General features: G+C 62.3%; 17 protein-coding genes. 7 read left to right on the top strand and 10 right to left on the bottom strand.

Going from position 1 to position 15,646, the window contains the following annotated elements; translation table 11 throughout:
* Window positions 1–7: 7 nt before the first annotated feature.
* Both B5M07_RS06305 and B5M07_RS06300 read right to left on the bottom strand, forming a co-directional pair.
* The gene (locus B5M07_RS06305; protein WP_120352169.1) at window positions 8–1,261 is read right to left on the bottom strand and encodes a sarcosine oxidase subunit beta family protein; all 1,254 of its coding nucleotides are present in this window, start codon (window positions 1,259–1,261) and stop codon (window positions 8–10) included.
* Between the two features lie 150 nt (window positions 1,262–1,411).
* The gene (locus tag B5M07_RS06300; RefSeq protein ID WP_120350664.1) at window positions 1,412–2,842 is read right to left on the bottom strand and encodes a Glu/Leu/Phe/Val family dehydrogenase; all 1,431 of its coding nucleotides are present in this window, start codon (window positions 2,840–2,842) and stop codon (window positions 1,412–1,414) included.
* A 357-nt stretch (window positions 2,843–3,199) separates the two neighbouring features.
* Between B5M07_RS06300 and B5M07_RS06295 the strand changes: the two genes are divergently transcribed.
* The 3 genes from B5M07_RS06295 to B5M07_RS06285 are packed head-to-tail and all read left to right on the top strand — an operon-like array spanning window position 3,200 to window position 5,714.
* Window positions 3,200–4,630, top strand: a complete 1,431-nt coding sequence (locus B5M07_RS06295; protein WP_120352168.1) for a TadE/TadG family type IV pilus assembly protein — start codon at window positions 3,200–3,202, stop codon at window positions 4,628–4,630.
* Window positions 4,627–5,166, top strand: a complete 540-nt coding sequence (locus B5M07_RS06290; RefSeq protein WP_120350663.1) for a TadE/TadG family type IV pilus assembly protein — start codon at window positions 4,627–4,629, stop codon at window positions 5,164–5,166. Before B5M07_RS06295 ends, B5M07_RS06290 begins: the two co-directional genes overlap by 4 nt.
* The gene (locus B5M07_RS06285; protein WP_120350662.1) at window positions 5,166–5,714 is read left to right on the top strand and encodes a TadE/TadG family type IV pilus assembly protein; all 549 of its coding nucleotides are present in this window, start codon (window positions 5,166–5,168) and stop codon (window positions 5,712–5,714) included. Before B5M07_RS06290 ends, B5M07_RS06285 begins: the two co-directional genes overlap by 1 nt.
* Here B5M07_RS06285 and B5M07_RS06280 read toward each other — a convergent pair.
* From B5M07_RS06280 to B5M07_RS06260, 5 genes are all read right to left on the bottom strand, one after another.
* Window positions 5,711–6,217 (bottom strand): hypothetical protein, encoded by a 507-nt coding sequence (locus B5M07_RS06280; protein WP_120350661.1) that lies wholly within the window; start codon window positions 6,215–6,217, stop codon window positions 5,711–5,713. The genes B5M07_RS06285 and B5M07_RS06280 overlap by 4 nt on opposite strands.
* A gap of 125 nt (window positions 6,218–6,342) precedes the next feature.
* Window positions 6,343–6,861 carry a periplasmic heavy metal sensor gene (locus B5M07_RS06275; RefSeq protein WP_120350660.1) on the bottom strand — a complete coding sequence of 173 codons (519 nt, stop codon included), beginning with the start codon at window positions 6,859–6,861 and terminating at the stop codon, window positions 6,343–6,345.
* Between the two features lies 1 nt (window position 6,862).
* A complete protein-coding gene (locus tag B5M07_RS06270; RefSeq protein ID WP_162931821.1) occupies window positions 6,863–7,252 on the bottom strand; it encodes a hypothetical protein in 390 nt (129 codons plus the stop codon).
* The gene (locus B5M07_RS06265) at window positions 7,245–7,841 is read right to left on the bottom strand and encodes an RNA polymerase sigma factor (RefSeq protein WP_067626641.1); all 597 of its coding nucleotides are present in this window, start codon (window positions 7,839–7,841) and stop codon (window positions 7,245–7,247) included. Before B5M07_RS06265 ends, B5M07_RS06270 begins: the two co-directional genes overlap by 8 nt.
* A gap of 46 nt (window positions 7,842–7,887) precedes the next feature.
* A complete protein-coding gene (locus B5M07_RS06260; RefSeq protein ID WP_120350658.1) occupies window positions 7,888–8,502 on the bottom strand; it encodes an EF-hand domain-containing protein in 615 nt (204 codons plus the stop codon).
* Between the two features lie 219 nt (window positions 8,503–8,721).
* On the opposite strand from B5M07_RS06260, the gene B5M07_RS06255 reads away from it, so the two are divergent.
* The gene (locus B5M07_RS06255) at window positions 8,722–9,138 is read left to right on the top strand and encodes a DUF983 domain-containing protein (RefSeq protein ID WP_120350657.1); all 417 of its coding nucleotides are present in this window, start codon (window positions 8,722–8,724) and stop codon (window positions 9,136–9,138) included.
* A gap of 42 nt (window positions 9,139–9,180) precedes the next feature.
* Window positions 9,181–9,876, top strand: a complete 696-nt coding sequence (locus B5M07_RS06250; RefSeq protein WP_067627603.1) for an NUDIX hydrolase — start codon at window positions 9,181–9,183, stop codon at window positions 9,874–9,876.
* Here B5M07_RS06250 and B5M07_RS06245 read toward each other — a convergent pair.
* From B5M07_RS06245 to B5M07_RS06235, 3 genes are read right to left on the bottom strand one after another with little or no spacing between them, the layout of a single operon-like run.
* Window positions 9,873–10,793: a DMT family transporter gene (locus B5M07_RS06245; protein ID WP_120350656.1), complete on the bottom strand. Its 921-nt coding sequence runs from the start codon at window positions 10,791–10,793 to the stop codon at window positions 9,873–9,875. The genes B5M07_RS06250 and B5M07_RS06245 overlap by 4 nt on opposite strands.
* Window positions 10,794–10,840: 47 nt before the next feature.
* Entirely contained in the window at window positions 10,841–11,389 is a 549-nt protein-coding gene (locus B5M07_RS06240) for a lipocalin family protein (RefSeq protein ID WP_120350655.1), read from the bottom strand.
* On the bottom strand, window positions 11,389–12,432 hold the full coding sequence (locus tag B5M07_RS06235; protein WP_120350654.1) for an aldo/keto reductase: 1,044 nt from the start codon (window positions 12,430–12,432) through the stop codon (window positions 11,389–11,391). Before B5M07_RS06235 ends, B5M07_RS06240 begins: the two co-directional genes overlap by 1 nt.
* 154 nt (window positions 12,433–12,586) lie before the next feature.
* Here B5M07_RS06235 and B5M07_RS06230 point away from each other — a divergent pair, with 154 nt between their 5' ends.
* Together B5M07_RS06230 and metG are read left to right on the top strand one after the other, a co-directional pair.
* Window positions 12,587–13,810, top strand: a complete 1,224-nt coding sequence (locus B5M07_RS06230; RefSeq protein ID WP_120350653.1) for an MFS transporter — start codon at window positions 12,587–12,589, stop codon at window positions 13,808–13,810.
* Window positions 13,811–13,881: 71 nt separating this feature from the next.
* A complete protein-coding gene (gene metG / locus B5M07_RS06225; protein WP_120350652.1) occupies window positions 13,882–15,594 on the top strand; it encodes a methionine--tRNA ligase in 1,713 nt (570 codons plus the stop codon).
* The last annotated feature ends 52 nt before the right edge of the window (window positions 15,595–15,646 follow it).

The following is a 15,646-nucleotide window of genomic DNA, read 5'->3' as shown; positions in this document are numbered from 1 at the left end:
CCCTCCCTCAATGCAAGTTGTGCTGAGACCCGGTGGCCTCTTCATCCATCAGACCTTCGCCCGAGCGGAAACGGTCGAGCCTAAGGCCCGCCGCCGTCTCATGGTGTTGCCCGGTGGCCATCAGATGCGCCAGCGCGTAGCCCGAGGCCGGCACCGCTTTGAAGCCGCCGTAACACCAGCCGCAATCGATGAACAAACCTTGCGTATCAGTCTTGTCGATGATCGGGCTGCCATCGGGGGTCATGTCCATGATCCCACCCCAAGAACGCAGCACACGGGCCTTGCCGAGCATCGGCATCAGGGTCATCCCCGCCTCCATCACATGTTCCATCATCGGCATATTGCCGCGCTGCGCGTAGGAGGCATAGAAATCCAGATCGCCGCCAAAGACCAATCCGCCCTTGTCGGACTGGCTGATATAGAAATGCCCCATGCCGAAGCTCACCACATGGTCGATCACCGGCTTCAGCCCCTCGGTAACGAAGGCTTGCAATACATGGCTCTCAATCGGCAGGCGCATCCCGGCCATCGCGGCCACTTGGCCCGAGCGCCCCGCTGTCACAATCGCCACCTTCTTGGCCCGGATCGGCCCGCGCGTGGTCTCTACGCCGCGCACCTTGCCGTTCTCGATGTCGATGCCGGTGACCTCGCATTGCTGGATCAGATCGACGCCGCGCTGGTCCGCGCCGCGCGCATAGCCCCATGCCACCGCATCATGCCGCGCGGTGCCGCCGCGCCGGTGCAGCAGCCCGCCGTGGATGGGAAAACGGCCGTTGTCGTAGTCCAGATAAGGCAGCAATTTTCGCAAGTCGTCGCGGCCCAAGAGTTCCGCGTCGTCGCCTTGGTTGATCATCGCATTGCCGCGCCGGGCCGAGGCGTCGCGCTGTGCGTCGGAGTGAAACAGCGTGATCACCCCGCGTTGGCTGAACATGACGTTGTAGTTCAATTCCTCCGACAACCCTTCCCAGAGCTTCAGCGAATGGCTGTAGAACTCGGAATTGCCCGGCAAAAAGTAATTGCCCCGCACAATCGTGGTGTTGCGCCCCACGTTGCCACCGCCCAGATAGCCTTTCTCAAGCACCGCGATATTGGTCATCCCGTGGTTTTTGGCGAGGTAATAGGCCGTGCTCAGCCCATGGCCGCCGCCGCCGATGATGATGGCGTCATATTCCGCCTGCGGCTCTGGATCGCGCCATTGCGCTGTCCAACCGCGATTGCCGGTCAAACCTTCGCGCAACACCCGCAGTCCTGAAAATCGCATCATTCGCCTCCCCCGGTCTTGCCGCAGTCAAGCAACTTGGGGCGCAAGTATCAATGACCGAAAACGCCCTCTGCCCCCATCGTGGGCCCGGTCAGCAAAAAGGGGCGCACTGCGCCCCTTTTTCGTTCACTTAAGGGGAAATACGCCCCCTTAAAGCCCCTTGGCGTGATAGCTCGCCGCCACCTTTTCGATCGAGACGAGATAGGCGGCCGTGCGCAGGTCATCGACATCGTCGCGGCTGTGCCAGACATGGGCCATCGCCTCATAGGCCGTGCGCATCGTGTCGTCCAAGCCAGAGCGGACCAGCTCCAACTCGCCCGCGCCGCGCAGGTACTTCTCTTTGAAGTTCGGGCTCAGCGTCCAACCCAGTTGCTTGTCCGCGCTCAGCCGCTCAAGCTCGTCCACCACCAGTTGGTGACGCGATTCCTCGGCGCGGCGCTGCATACGGCCAAAGCGGATGTGGCTAAGGTTCTTGACCCACTCGAAGTACGAGACCGTCACACCGCCCGCGTTGGCATACATATCCGGCACGATGACCGTGCCCTTCTTGCGCAGCACCTCATCCGCCCCGGCGGTCACAGGGCCGTTGGCGGCCTCGATGATCAGCGGCGCTTGGATACGCTCGGCATTGCTGAGGTTGATGACACCTTCAAGCGCGGCAGGGATCAAGATATCGCATTCTGCTTCCAAAAACTTGGCGCCATCTTCCTCAAACTTCGCATCAGCGTAGCCTTTGATGCTGCCGTGCTTTTCGATCCACTTGTGCACGGCTTCGACGTTCAGCCCGTCTTCGCTGTGCAGCGCGCCATCGCGTTCGATGATTGCGGTGATCTTTGCGCCATCCTCTTCGCTCAGGAACTTGGCGGCGTGATAGCCCACATTGCCGAGACCCTGAATGATGACCCGCTTGCCCTCAAGCTTACCGCTCAGACCGGCTTTCTTCAGCCCCTCGGGATCACGGAAGAAGGCTTGCAACGCATATTGCACGCCCCGGCCCGTCGCCTCGGTCCGGCCTTGGATGCCGCCCGCGTTGATCGGCTTGCCAGTGACACAGGCGACACCGTTGATGTCGGTGGTGTTCATGCGTTTGTATTGATCCGCGATCCACGCCATCTCACGCTCGCCAGTGCCCATGTCGGGGGCGGGCACGTTCTGCGCGGGGTTAATCATGTCGCGTTTGATCAGCTCATAGGCAAAACGCCGGGTGATCAACTCTAGCTCATGCTCGTCGTAGTCGCGCGGATCAATGCAAAGCCCGCCCTTGGACCCGCCAAAGGGCGCTTCGACCAAGGCGCATTTATAGGTCATCAGCGCCGCCAGCGCTTCGACCTCGTTCTGGTTCACGGCCATGGAGTAGCGGATGCCGCCCTTCACAGGCTCCATATGTTCCGAATGCACCGAGCGGTAGCCGGTGAAAGTATGCATACGGCCCCGCAGGCGGACGCCGAAACGCACCGTGTAGGTGGCGTTACAAACGCGGATTTTCTCTTCAAGACCGGGTGGCAAATCCATCAGCGCGACCGCGCGGTTGAACATCAGGTCCACACTGTCGCGGAAACTCGGCTCATTGGCTGGATTCATCGGTCTCTCCTCTTCTTGTCTGGCCGCGTTACCTCTGTTGCGGGGCGCGACTCATCTGGCTGCCCTAGGGGCATGCTGCCGCACCGTAGGACGCCTCATGACGGGGTGCGACCTAATTCAGCGCGATTTGCAAAACTTTATCAACCCTGGGTAGGGCCGGGAAACACGCCCTCCCCGTTCGGTGGAAATCAGCCAGTGCTAGGTGGGTCATTTCCATGAAAACCTGCCCGGAACGCTGCCTATTGCCCCAGATGCGCCAAACTCTGGACACTTTCCCACAGCACAACAAGGGCAAGGCAAATGCCGCCCATTCCCTTTGGTGCCCGCAGGACGCCACAGGAAGAAAGGTTGATGACGATGCGCAAGACATCTCACAGTTCGGAACATTCCCCGCGGCCCCTGCCCGCGCTGCTTCGGCGTTTTGCGCGGGAAGAAGACGGGTTGGTCACGTTTTTCGCCATTCTGATGATCCTGTTGATGATCCTTTTGGGCGGTGTCGGGGTGGACCTGATGCGCCATGAGCGTGAACGCTCTCTGGTGCAGGCCGTGGCCGACCGCGCCGTGCTGGCGGCAGCTGACCTTGATCAGACGCTCAGCCCCGAAGCTGTGGCCCGCGACTATTTCGATAAGGCAGGGCTGGCCGAATATGTCTCAAGCGTCACGGTCGAAGAAGGGCTGAACTACCGCCGCGTCACGGTCGATGCCTCCCATACCCTGAACACCATGTTCATGAGCAAATTCGGCCAAGACAACCTGCGGGTCCCCGCCAAATCCCAAGCCGAGGAAAAGGTGAACAAGGTCGAGATTTCCATGGTGCTCGATATCTCCGGCTCCATGCGGGAGAACGGCAAAATGGCCAACCTACACGATGCAAGCGATGCCTTCATCGACACGGTGATCAAACCCGAGAACGCCGACCTGATCTCAATCTCGGTGGTGCCCTATACCGCGCAGGTGAACGTCGGGCAGGACATCATGAATGAGCTGAACGTCACCCAACTGCACTCCTTTTCGCACTGCGTTGATTTTGACGACAGCGAATTTGATCTCACCGCCATCAGCCAGACCCGCAGCTATGAGCATATGCAGCATTTCGAGGCGGGATATAGCTGGAACGGCTATGACCGCGAGAACACCGGGCGCTATGACAACATCTATAATCCCGGCTGCCCGAAACAAAGCTATGAAGAGGTGGCCGCCTTCTCGCAGAACGCCGCCGCGCTGAAGGCCCGTATCTCAAATTTCCAGCCCCGCGCGAATACTGCCATCCATCTGGGGATGAAATGGGGCGTGGCCCTGCTCGACCCGTCCTTCCGGGCGATCAACCAGGCCACGGGTGGCGAGGCTGCATTTCAAGATCGCCCGGCGGCCTATGATGATATCGAGACGCTTAAGACAGTGATCCTGATGACTGACGGCGTGAACGTGACCACCCGCCGGATCAACCCGCAGGTCTATGCCAACATGGACCACTACCGCCACTGGAGCGATTACCCCTTTTATTGGTGGCTCAACCGCAATGTCCGCTCAAGCGAGCAATACCGCTGGTATTACACCAAATACACCGCCTCGCGGGCCGACGCCCTGTTGGACAACATCTGCGACGCGGCCAAGGCCAAGGGCATCGTGATCTGGTCGATCGGCTTTGAGGTGACCGACCATGGCGCGTCGGTCATGAAAAACTGCGCCTCTTCCGACAGCCATTTCTTCCGCGTCGAAGGGGTCGAGATCGTCAGCGCCTTTGAGGCCATCGCCCGGCAAATCAACCAGTTGAGGCTGACGCAATGATACAACGCAGCATCAAAGCATGGCGCCGGTTTCGCGGCGATGAGGACGGATCGGCGATGCTGATTGAATTCGCCATTCTGTCGCCGCTGCTGTTTGGCTGTCTGCTTATGTCGGTCGAAATGAGCTTTTACGCCATCCGCCACATGCTCCTTGATCGGGGCTTGGACATGACGGTGCGCTATGTCCGGCTAAACACCAACACACCGATGACGCATCAGACCATCAAGGACAAAATCTGTGAATCCGCGATCTACTTGGAAGACTGCAGCGAAGTCCTGCGTCTTGAGATGATCCAAGTGGATCCGCGCAATTTTGCAAGTTTCGATCAGTCACCCGATTGCGTCGACACCTCCGAAGACCCCAAACCGGTGCGCGGCTGGACCCTCGGGGTCGAGCATCAGTTGATGCTGCTGCGCGCCTGTGCCCGGTTTAAACCTTTCTTTCCGACCACCGGCCTTGGCTATGCCCTTGAGAAAGACGGCGCGGGCCGTGTTTCCATGGTCTCAAGCGCGGCCTTCGTACAGGAGCCGAACTGATGCGTACGCTCATCTCTCTGCTGGCCCGGTTCAAAGGGCGCGAAGACGGCTCGATCGCCGTTGAAACGGTGATCATGCTGCCGTTGATGTTCTGGGCCTATCTGGCCATGTATTCGACCTTTGACACCTTCCGCATGTATAACCTCAACCAGACGGCGGCCTATACCGTGGGCGATGCCATCTCGCGGGAGACGCAGGCGATTGACCCAGACTACCTGCAAGGAATGCAGCAACTTTTCGAATATCTCACCCGTGGCACAGGGCAAACCGACATGCGGGTCAGCTCGATTTGGTATGATGAGGCCAACAACCGCTACCATACGGATTGGTCGCAGGTGCGCGGCACCCCCACCCCTCTGACCAGCGATGACGTGCGCAATTGGCACGACAAGCTGCCGGTGATGCCCAACAACGAACGTGTCACCTTGGTCGAGACATGGCGCGATTTCGAGCCACTGTTCAAAACCGGGCTCGAGCGCCGCGATATCTATAACTTCGTCTTCACCCGTCCGCGCTATGCGCCGCGCACGGTCTGGTCAGACGGTTAAGCCGCGTCACGCTCGGCCAGTTTGGCGCGGATGATCTCGGCGATCAGCTTGGTCTCGTTGGCCGGGGTCATGCCACCAACACCAATACGGCGGCCAAGGCTCCACCACAGGCCCAAGCGCCAGCCCCGCGCCACGCGGCGGTTGGTCTTGAGCAGGAAACCGTTTGAGGGTTTGACCGCGAAAGCCCCCTGATCAATGCGGGCGATTTCGTCGATGCGGACGATCACCCGGCCATCGGCATCGCGCAGCGCCTCATTGGTGAGTTCCACGCCGCTGGCGGTTGAGCGGCGCATCAATTCGGCAATGCCGATGAAGCCCAGCCCCACCAGCGCCAGCGCGATCTGCCACCCCGGATCGGGCGAACGGGTGAGCGCGGAATAGATCAGCAACAGCCCCAGCCCCGCCAGCGACAAAAGCCCCACCCCGCGCCGCGCGGGAGAGGCTTTGGCCCTGGCCAGCACGGTTTCCGCGCCGCTGTGCATCGTCTGGGGGGTATCGGTCATCGGCCGGGCTTTCTGAGGGGCAATGGGGCCGCACGCCTGCCGCCGCCTGCCGATTTCATTCGCCCTCGGCCTAGCCCGCCGCCCCGCAAAGGGCAAGACCGCGCGCCCGGGGGCGCCCTGCCCGATTAACGCTCAGCCTTGCTCTCGCGCTTGTCTCTTTTGCGGGCGTGCCCGGCTTGCAACCGCTCTTGCAGCTTGTCGGCATAGGCTTTGCGGGCGGCGGCATCCATCGCGCTGACCTCGGCCAGCCATGCGTTATGGGCCACGGTTTGAACACTGGCCGCAGCCTCTCCTTGCGCGGCGAGCACCGCCGCGGCCACATCCGCCTGAAACGGCTCTGCCCGCAGCGCGGCAAGCATCTCGTCATAAAGCGCGCGCCGTGCCGCCCGGTCGAGGTGATGCGCCGTGCCGCTGCTGCGCATCTTGCCGTGCAGATCGCGCCGCGCTTCGGGCGGCAAAGCTTGCACATAGGGCGAAGCATAGCTGCGCAGCCCCGGCAGATCGCCATCGCCGCGCGGCCCCGGCCCGCCATGACGCCACATCGCCCCGCCAAGCGCGCCGAGGATCATCACGTTCAGCGCCAGCGACAGACCAAGCGCCAAGCGCATCAGTCGCTTGCGCCGTGGTGTGGGAACCTGTGTCATCTCAACTTTCCTCCATGTCCCAGCCAAAACCACCCAGTTCTGTGCCTGTATCGGCTTCGCCCGTGTCCAATGTCTCGGCCGTCCATGTACCAGAGACGAATTGCCCGGCGAGATCCGGCATGCCCTCAGGCGGGGCAACGCCGACCCAAACCCCAACCGCCGCGGCGGTGGCAAGACCGCTTAGCCCCGCCGCACCGCCCAAAAGATGCCAAAGTGCTTGGTGCCACGGCTGGCGCGCTGCTTTGGGCATATGCGCTTCGGCATCGGCCAGAACCCGCGCTTGCAGATCGGCAGAGACCTGTGGCGGAGTAGCCCGGGCTGCGGCAAAGAAATTTTCCAGTGCGGCGTCACTCAATGCCCCATCACTTAATGCGTCGTCAAAATCATTCATTTTCAAACCCCAATGCGTCCCGTTGCGCAGATAGCTGCGCGGCCAACGCCCGTTTGCCCCGTGCGGTCAGGCTCTCCACCGCTTCGACCCCAATGCCCAAGACTTCGGCAATTTCGGGGTTTGCCATACCGTCAATGTGGCGCAGCACCACCGCCTGACGCTGCCGGTCGGGCAGGCTGGCCAGCGCCTGTTGCAGCGCATCCACACGGGCGGCCTGCTGCATCTTCTGTGCGGCACCCGGCGTCGGATCGACCGGCTCGGCCACGTCATCAAGCCCTGCCGCCCCCGCGCCACGACGGCGCAGACGGTCAGTGCAAAGGTTGGCCACGACGCGATAAAGCCATGTGGTGACCTTGGCCTCACCTGCGCGCCACTTTGGCGCCTGACGCCACAGCCGCAGCATCGCTTCTTGGGCCACATCCTCTGCCTCGGCACGGTCGCCGAGCACCCGCAGCGCATGGCCGTGAATGCGCGGCACCAGCCGGGCCGTCAACAGCCGCGCCGCCGCCGCATCGCCGCTGGCGTAGCGCTGCAACAACTCGGCATCCGCATCGTGCTGCTCGTCGGACAAATCCTGCATCCCGTCCATCGCTAAGGCCCGGGCGCGCCATGATCAAGCGCGCCCGACGCATCATTTAGTCGCGCTGCGGCTTGTCATGGTCCATCTTCTGGCCCTTGCCGTGGCGCTTGCCATGCATTTTCTTCGCCGCTTCGAACTCTTCGGCGCTGATGCTGCCGTTTTCGTCCTTGTCCAGACGCTCGAACATCTTGGCGGGGTCGTGGCGCTGCGTCATTTCTTCCATCGACAGCTTGCCGTCGTCATTGGTGTCCATACGCTCGATCATGCGCGCGCCCTTGTCGCCGCCCTTGTCACCGCGCTTGCCGCCCTCTTTGCCGCCGTGCATCTCGCCGTGTTTGCCCCCCATGGCTTCCAGCTCTGACGCATCGAGGCTGCCGTTGCCGTCGGTGTCGAACCGCTCCAGCATCTTGGCGGCACGCTCAGCATGGCGCGCTTCGCCTGCAGCTTTCATTTCTTCAGCCGTCACGAAGCCGTCGCCATCTGCATCAACCTTAGCAAAACGCGCCTCGGCGTGGGCCTGAAACTCTGCCTGTGTGATCTCACCGTTGCCGTCAGCGTCAAGCTGCTGGAATGGGTTCTGATCGCCGTTCTGCTGCGCAAATGCAGCTGCGCCACCGAGTGCCAGCAAACCGCTGAGAGCTGCGATCTTCATATTGGTACGAATGGTCATCTTGATACTCCTCGTTTTTTAAAGATCGTCTCACGCTTTTGCGCCGCGATCACAGGGTCAAACGGCTGGCGCCAGAACTTCCGTCGCTCGAACCCGAAGTTTTTTCAAAAAGTCGGCAAAGCCCCGCCCCCTGCGCGACATGGCGCCGCAACGGCGTCCTCAAGTCTTTTCTTTTCACGCCCCAGCCTGCATCTACCCCTCAACCAAAGGATCGCCCCCATGTCACAGACACAGCAATTGTCCCCCGACACCGCAGAACCGCACGACAGCGAAGAACGGGCCCGCCTGCCCGCCATGCTGCGCGGCTGGCGCGGCAAATGCCCCTCTTGTGGGGGCGGTCAGTTGTTGCACGGCTATCTTAAGGTGAATGACGACTGCGCCGTCTGCCGCCAAGAGTTCCACCACCACCGCGCCGATGATGGCCCAGCCTATCTGACCATTCTTCTGGTCGGCCACCTGCTGGCCCCGGGTCTGCACATCGCTTTCGTCGTCTGGCGGCCCGAGCCTTTGACCCTGTTCACCATTTTTGCGGTTGGCTGCACGGCGCTGTCCCTCTACCTTCTGCCCAGACTGAAGGGGGCCATGATCGGCTTTCAATGGGCCAAAAGGATGGGCGGCTTCGGCGGCACCACCTAGCGCGGCCCGCCCTTCGGCCCCTGACCGCCGGAGCATCGCCGCATGACCATCGACAAGACCAAAATCCGCAACGCCGCCACAGTAATCGTGCTGCGCGACCGCCATGTGACGCCGCATATCCTGATGGGGCAGCGCGGGGCCAAAGCGGCATTCATGCCCAATAAATTCGTTTTTCCCGGTGGTGCAGTCGATGCGACCGATGCGCAGGTGCCGCTGGCCGCGCCGGTGAACGCGCTCTGTCACGGCAGGCTTTGCGATGACGCCGAACCGTCCTTGGCCCATGCCATCGCCGTCGCCGCCATTCGTGAGTTGTGGGAGGAGACCGGTCTGGTGCTGGGCCGCAAGGGCGCGTGGGAGGGCGACGTGCCCGCCGATTGGCAGACCTTTGCCGCTACGGGGCACTTGCCCGACGCCTCTGCCCTGCAATTCGTGTTTCGCGCGCTGACACCTCCGGGCCGTCCGCGCCGCTTTGATGCGCGGTTCTTTTTGGTCGACGCCGAAGACATCGCCAGCGATCCGGATGATTTCGATGCCGCCTGTGATGAGCTTTCGCATCTGCAATGGGTGCCGCTCAGCCGGGCGCGGTCGTTTGACATGCCCTTCATCACCGAGGTCGTGCTGGCCGAAGTCGCCGCCCGCGCGCGCGATACCAATCCGCCCGCCTCGGTCCCGTTTTTCAAAAACAACGACGAAGAGAGCCTGTTCCTGCGTCTCCATGGCCGCCCGATGACGGGCTAAGTCGCCAGCACCAGCGCCAGGATCGACAGCGCCAGCACGGCCATCCCCGCCCATTCCCGGCGCGAGATCCTTTCGCGGAAAAACAGAGTTGAGGCGGCGATGCTCAGCATCAACTCCACCTGCCCCAAAGCCTTCACATAGGCCGCGTTTTGCAGGGTGAAGGCGATGAACCAGCACAGCGATCCGCCCATTGACGTCAGCCCGATCCACACTGCCACGCGGCGCGCGGCCCAGACCCGACGCATCTGTCCCGGTTCGCGCAGCCGCAGCCAGACAGCCATGATCAGCGTCTGCATCAGCACCACCGCCGCCAGCGTCACGCCCGCGCGCAGCAGCGGATCGTCAGAGACCACGGCCAGCGACGCGCCGCGATAGCAGACCGCCGAAATGGCGAACAAAAAACCCGAAGCAATCCCCAGCCCCGCCGCGCGGTTGCGCAGATCGGCCAACCGCAGCCCCTTGGCCTCGGCCCCGCCGGACAGAACCAGCAGGCCCACCACGCCAAGCGCAATGGCAGCAAACCCCGCGCCCGAGACACCTTCGCCCAGCACGATCCAGCCCATCAGCACGGTCTGGATCACTTCGGTCTTCTTAAAGGTGATGCCGACGGCAAAGTTGCGTTGCTTGAACAGCAGCACCACGCAAACCGTCGCCATGATCTGCGCCGTGCCGCCCATCGCACCGTACAGCCAGAACCCCGGACCAAGCGCCGGCAGCGCCTGCCCGCTAAGGCCCAGATAGAGCGGCAGCAGCAGCGCGATGAAGGGCGCAGAGTAGAGAAACCGCGAAAACGTCGCCCCGCCCGCCGAGAGCGTATCGGTCGCCAGATGCTTTTGCAGCATGAAGCGCCCGGTTTGAAACGTGGCGGCGGCAAGGGTGACGAGGATCCACAGATCGGGCGCGAAAATACTGTCCATAACAGCCTATAGGCCGAAGCCGGGCGGCAGTGCCAGCGCCGTCGTGGTCAGCGCCTCATTTGCAGCGCACTGAGGTCGTAGCCGTTGAAATCTAAAATCTCTTGCGCCGCGGTGATCCGGTCTTCGCCGCCTGTCGCCTGACGGTCAAGGATCCAGCCGTACCCCCCCTCGGGGCTGCCGATGACGGCGGTGCGGAACCCCTCATCGACCCAAAGCACCCAGAACGCACGCTCGGCCCCACCCATGGCGGCGCGCATGGTATAGCGCCCCGGCCCCTCTTCGCTCAGCGCCCAGAGATCACGGCGGTCGGTGCAGATTCCAGCAGCATCACAGGATTGGCGGTGCTCGATCAGCGTTGGCCCCTGCGGCGCGAAGGTCACCGCGCGCAGATTGGCATCATTGGGAAAGGCCGCCCGGACCTGCCAATCACCGCCAAACCGCGCCGCGTCATAGCGGCTGGTGGCCCCGATCAGCGCCTCGGCATTGCGAAAGCCGGTCTGCGCGGGCGGCGGTGCGCTGCGGTTGCAGGCGGCCAGTGCGCCGAGCAACACCAGCACAACGACACGGCGCGCCCCAGAAGATGCGAAACGGCCCATCAATAGGGCATCGGATGGGATTTATGCGCCGCATCAAGGTCGGCCATCACCTCATCGCTCAGGGTCAGGTCGGACCCGCCGAGCGCCACATCAAGCTGCTCAAGGCTGGTCGCGCCAAAGATCACCGAGCCCATAAAGGGCCGCGTCGCGCACCACGCCAGCGCCATCTGCACCGGGTCGAGCCCATGTTTCTGCGCCACATCAAGGTAGGCGGCAACGGCCTCAAAGGCGCGGGGTGTGACGCGACCGCCCAGGTCTTCGTTCAGAGAGAGGCGCGATCCGGCGGGCACTTTGCCACCCTGATATTTCCCGGTCAGCAGCCCTGCGGCGAGGGGTGAGAAAGACAGCATGTCGATCTGTTCGTTCACACATGTTTCCGACACATCGGTATCGGCCAAACGGCACATCAGCGAATATTCGTTCTGCACCGAGATCGGGCGCGGCCCGCCCGTGCGCTCGGCCACGGCGGCCCATTGGGTCAGCCCCCATGCGCTTTCGTTGCTCAGACCAAAGGCGCGGATCGTGCCACGCTCAACCTCGCGCTGCAGCGCGCCGAGGGCGTCTTCCATATGGGCAATTGTCTCGGCCCGGTTCTGACCGGACGGGTCAAAGGTCCAATTCTTGCGGAACATATAGCTGCCGCGGTTGGGCCAGTGAAATTGGTACAGGTCGATATAATCCGTCTGCAACCGCTTCAGCGACCCTTCGATGGCACCGGGGATCGTGTCGGATGAAATCGGCGCACCGTTGCGGGCATGTTGCATCCCCTCGCCGGAATGTTTGCTGGCCAAGACCACATCATCGCGGCGGTTGTCGCGGGCAAACCACTGGCCGATGATCTCTTCCGTCCGGCCAATCGTCTCGGCGCTAATCGGGTTCACGGGGTACATCTCGGCCGTGTCGATGAAGTTGATCCCGGCGTCGAGCGCGCGGTCGATTTGCGCGTGGCCCTCTTCGGCGGTGTTCTGGGTGCCCCATGTCATGGAGCCCAGACAGAAATGCGAGACCTCGATATCGCTTGAGCCGAGCTTGTTCATCTTCATCTTGTGGTCCTCGCTTGTGATTTGCCCGCAACCTAGCCGCCTGCCCGGCCTTCGCAAGGGCAATTGCCAAGCGCCAATCTCACGGTCCCGGCAAAAATGCGGACCCGGCGCATTCGCGCTTCCGTTCGGGCAGCAATGGACGCAATGTGCCCTCATGCGCCTGCTCATTTCCTTCGCCGCCCTGTTTTTCTCGGTCATCCTTTTGCAACTCTCCACCGGGGGTGTGGGGCCAATTGATGTGCTTTCTGGCGTGCAGCTTGGGTTTAGCCGTCAGGAAATCGGTATGCTCGGCTCGGCGCATTTTTTAGGGTTTTTCATCGGCTGCTGGTGGGCCCCGCGGCTGATGGGCAGCGTCGGCCACAGCCGCGCCTTTGCCGCCTTCACCGCCGCCGGGTCAATCGGGTTGATGGCGCATATGATGGTGGTGGATCCTTACGCATGGGGCCTGATGCGGGTGGCGTCGGGCATGTGCGTCGCCGGGTGCTATACGGTGATCGAGGCGTGGATGCAGGCCAAGGTCACCAATGAGACGCGCGGGCGCACCATGGGGGTTTACCGGGTGGTCGACATGAGCGGTTCGCTCGCCGCGCAGTTGATCGTCGGCGTGCTCGCCCCGGCGTCATATGTCTCGTATAATCTGCTCGCCATCGGCTGCTGTGCCGCACTTTTGCCCCTGACGCTGACCAAAGTCCGCCCGCCAGAGACGCCAAACCAACCACGGCTGCGCCCGCGCCTCGCCTTTGACCGTTCGCCTTTGGCGGCGGCGGGTGTCGTGGTGGCGGCGGTCTCAAGCGCGTCGTTCCGGATGGTCGGGCCGATCTACGGGCAAGAAGTGGGTCTTAGCGCCCCACAGATCGCTTGGTTCCTTGCCGCTTTCGTGCTCGGCGGGGCGCTGGCGCAATATCCGATGGGGATTCTCGCCGACAAATACGACCGCCGCTGGGTGTTGATCTGGCTGTCGTTCGCGGCGATGGGTGGCTGCGCTGTCACGATGATGGGCGCGGGCTATGGCACGGCGGGGATCATGCTTTCGGCAGGGTTCTTTGGGGCCACGACATTCCCGATCTATTCCGTCTCTGCCGCCCATGCCCATGATTTCGCAAGCTCTGACGAGCGTGTCGAACTGTCTGCCGCCTTGATGTTCTTTTTCGCCGTGGGCGCCATCGGCGCGCCCTACCTTGCCTCTGTGCTGATCGACGGTTTCGGTGCATCGGCGTTGTTCGCGATGATCGCGGCGGCCCATGGGGTGCTGGTGGTCTTTGGCCTTGCCCGGATGCGCGCCCGGCCCACGCGCGCAGAGCGTACGCCCTATGTCTATGCCCCCCGGACCACCTTTCTTATCGGCCGCTTGCTGGGCCGCACCCGAGACCGCGACTAGCCGATCCCGTCTTTTGCTGGCAACAGCGCAGCCCTTGCGATAAGGCTGCGCCAAGCACCGGGAATATTGATATGACACGCCACCTCATCACCTCCGCCATCCCCTATATTAACGGGATCAAACATCTGGGTAACCTTGTAGGCAGCCAACTGCCTGCGGACCTTTACGCGCGCTACCAGCGTGGCCGGGGGCAGGATGTTCTGTTCCTCTGCGCCACCGACGAACACGGCACCCCTGCCGAACTCGCCGCCGCCAAAGCGGGCAAACCGGTCGAGGAATACTGCGCCGAGATGTATGAAACACAGGCCCGCATCGCCGAAGGCTTTGGCCTGTCGTTCGACCACTTTGGCCGTTCTTCAAGCCCGCAAAACCGCAAGCTGACCCAGCATTTCGCGGGCGCGCTGGCGGATCAGGGGCTGATCGAAGAAGTTTCGCAGCGCCAGATTTACTCCCCCACTGATGGCCGCTTCCTGCCGGATCGCTATGTCGAAGGCACCTGCCCCAACTGCGGGTTCGAGGACGCGCGCGGCGATCAATGCGACAACTGCACCAAGCAGCTCGACCCCGAAGACCTGATCAATCCGCGCTCCACCATCTCGGGCGCGACCGATCTGGAAATGCGCGAGACCAAGCATCTGTTCCTGCGGCAGAGCAAGCTGAAGGACGAGCTGGACGACTGGATCAATTCCAAGACCGATTGGCCCGTGCTGACCACCTCCATCGCCAAGAAATGGCTTCATGACGGCGATGGTCTGCAAGACCGTGGCATCACCCGCGACCTTAGCTGGGGCGTTCCGGTGAAGCGCGGCGATCAGGATTGGCCGGGCATGGAGGGCAAGGTCTTTTACGTCTGGTTCGACGCGCCGATCGAATATATCGCCTGCGCGCAGGAATGGGTCGATACGGGCAAAGGCTCTGACTGGGAAAGCTGGTGGCGCACCGACAAGGGCGCAGACGACGTGCGCTATACCCAGTTCATGGGCAAGGACAACGTGCCCTTCCACACGCTCAGCTTTCCGGCCACGATCAAGGGCTCGGGCGAGCCGTGGAAGCTGGTGGATTACATCAAATCCTTCAACTACTTGAATTACGACGGCGGCCAGTTCTCCACCTCGCGCGGGCGCGGGGTCTTTATGGATCAGGCGTTGGAGATCCTGCCCGCGGATTATTGGCGCTGGTGGCTGCTCAGCCACGCACCCGAGACTTCGGATGCCGAATTCACATGGGAAAACTTCCAAGCGTCGGTGAACAAAGATTTGGCAGACGTGCTGGGCAACTTCGTCAGCCGCATCACCAAATTCTGCCGCTCCAAATTCGGCGAAGCCGTGCCGGAGGCTGGGGAATACGGTGAGGCGGAGCACGCCTTGATCGAAGACATCACCGCCCGCGTCGCGCGTTACGAGGCGCTGATGGAGGCGATGGAAGTCCGTAAATCCGCCGCCGAACTGCGCGGCATCTGGGCGGCTGGCAACGAATACCTGCAGGCCCAAGCGCCCTGGACCACCTTCAAGACCGACCCCGACAAAGCGGCGGCACAGGTGCGGCTGGCGCTGAACCTGATCCCGCTCTATGCGGTGCTATCGGCCCCATTCATCCCTGCGGCTTCGGCCTCGATGCTCGAGGCGATGAAGGTCGAAGACATGCCTTGGCCCGATAATGTGCCAGCGGCCTTGGGCAAACTAGCCCCCGGTCATGGCTTTGACGTGCCCGAGGTGCTTTTTGCCAAGATCAGCGATGAGGACCGCGAAAGCTGGGCCGAACGCTTCGCCGGCAAGCGGGATTGATAGAAACCGACGGATCAGCGGCGCCGCGTAAGTCGCCGCTGTTTCTTTATGC

Source organism: Sulfitobacter sp. D7 (genome assembly GCF_003611275.1).
Taxonomy (GTDB): Bacteria; Pseudomonadota; Alphaproteobacteria; order Rhodobacterales; family Rhodobacteraceae; genus Sulfitobacter; species Sulfitobacter profundi.
Note: the sequence above shows the minus strand (reverse complement) of the source record. Positions and strands in the feature narration are given on the sequence as shown.

What these genes read in the sequence shown, in the direction of transcription:
- B5M07_RS06270 (WP_162931821.1), bottom strand. Translation starts at nt 7,252, where the DNA reads ATGAATGATTTTGACGACGCATTAAGTGATGGGGCATTGAGTGACGCC.
- B5M07_RS06275 (WP_120350660.1), bottom strand. Translation starts at nt 6,861, where the DNA reads ATGACACAGGTTCCCACACCACGGCGCAAGCGACTGATGCGCTTGGCG.
- B5M07_RS06230 (WP_120350653.1), top strand. Translation starts at nt 12,587, where the DNA reads ATGCGCCTGCTCATTTCCTTCGCCGCCCTGTTTTTCTCGGTCATCCTT.
- B5M07_RS06285 (WP_120350662.1), top strand. Translation starts at nt 5,166, where the DNA reads ATGCGTACGCTCATCTCTCTGCTGGCCCGGTTCAAAGGGCGCGAAGAC.
- B5M07_RS06255 (WP_120350657.1), top strand. Translation starts at nt 8,722, where the DNA reads ATGTCACAGACACAGCAATTGTCCCCCGACACCGCAGAACCGCACGAC.
- metG (WP_120350652.1), top strand. Translation starts at nt 13,882, where the DNA reads ATGACACGCCACCTCATCACCTCCGCCATCCCCTATATTAACGGGATC.
- B5M07_RS06300 (WP_120350664.1), bottom strand. Translation starts at nt 2,842, where the DNA reads ATGAATCCAGCCAATGAGCCGAGTTTCCGCGACAGTGTGGACCTGATG.
- B5M07_RS06280 (WP_120350661.1), bottom strand. Translation starts at nt 6,217, where the DNA reads ATGACCGATACCCCCCAGACGATGCACAGCGGCGCGGAAACCGTGCTG.
- B5M07_RS06305 (WP_120352169.1), bottom strand. Translation starts at nt 1,261, where the DNA reads ATGCGATTTTCAGGACTGCGGGTGTTGCGCGAAGGTTTGACCGGCAAT.
- B5M07_RS06260 (WP_120350658.1), bottom strand. Translation starts at nt 8,502, where the DNA reads ATGACCATTCGTACCAATATGAAGATCGCAGCTCTCAGCGGTTTGCTG.
- B5M07_RS06295 (WP_120352168.1), top strand. Translation starts at nt 3,200, where the DNA reads ATGCGCAAGACATCTCACAGTTCGGAACATTCCCCGCGGCCCCTGCCC.
- B5M07_RS06290 (WP_120350663.1), top strand. Translation starts at nt 4,627, where the DNA reads ATGATACAACGCAGCATCAAAGCATGGCGCCGGTTTCGCGGCGATGAG.
- B5M07_RS06235 (WP_120350654.1), bottom strand. Translation starts at nt 12,432, where the DNA reads ATGAAGATGAACAAGCTCGGCTCAAGCGATATCGAGGTCTCGCATTTC.
- B5M07_RS06265 (WP_067626641.1), bottom strand. Translation starts at nt 7,841, where the DNA reads ATGGACGGGATGCAGGATTTGTCCGACGAGCAGCACGATGCGGATGCC.
- B5M07_RS06245 (WP_120350656.1), bottom strand. Translation starts at nt 10,793, where the DNA reads ATGGACAGTATTTTCGCGCCCGATCTGTGGATCCTCGTCACCCTTGCC.
- B5M07_RS06240 (WP_120350655.1), bottom strand. Translation starts at nt 11,389, where the DNA reads ATGGGCCGTTTCGCATCTTCTGGGGCGCGCCGTGTCGTTGTGCTGGTG.
- B5M07_RS06250 (WP_067627603.1), top strand. Translation starts at nt 9,181, where the DNA reads ATGACCATCGACAAGACCAAAATCCGCAACGCCGCCACAGTAATCGTG.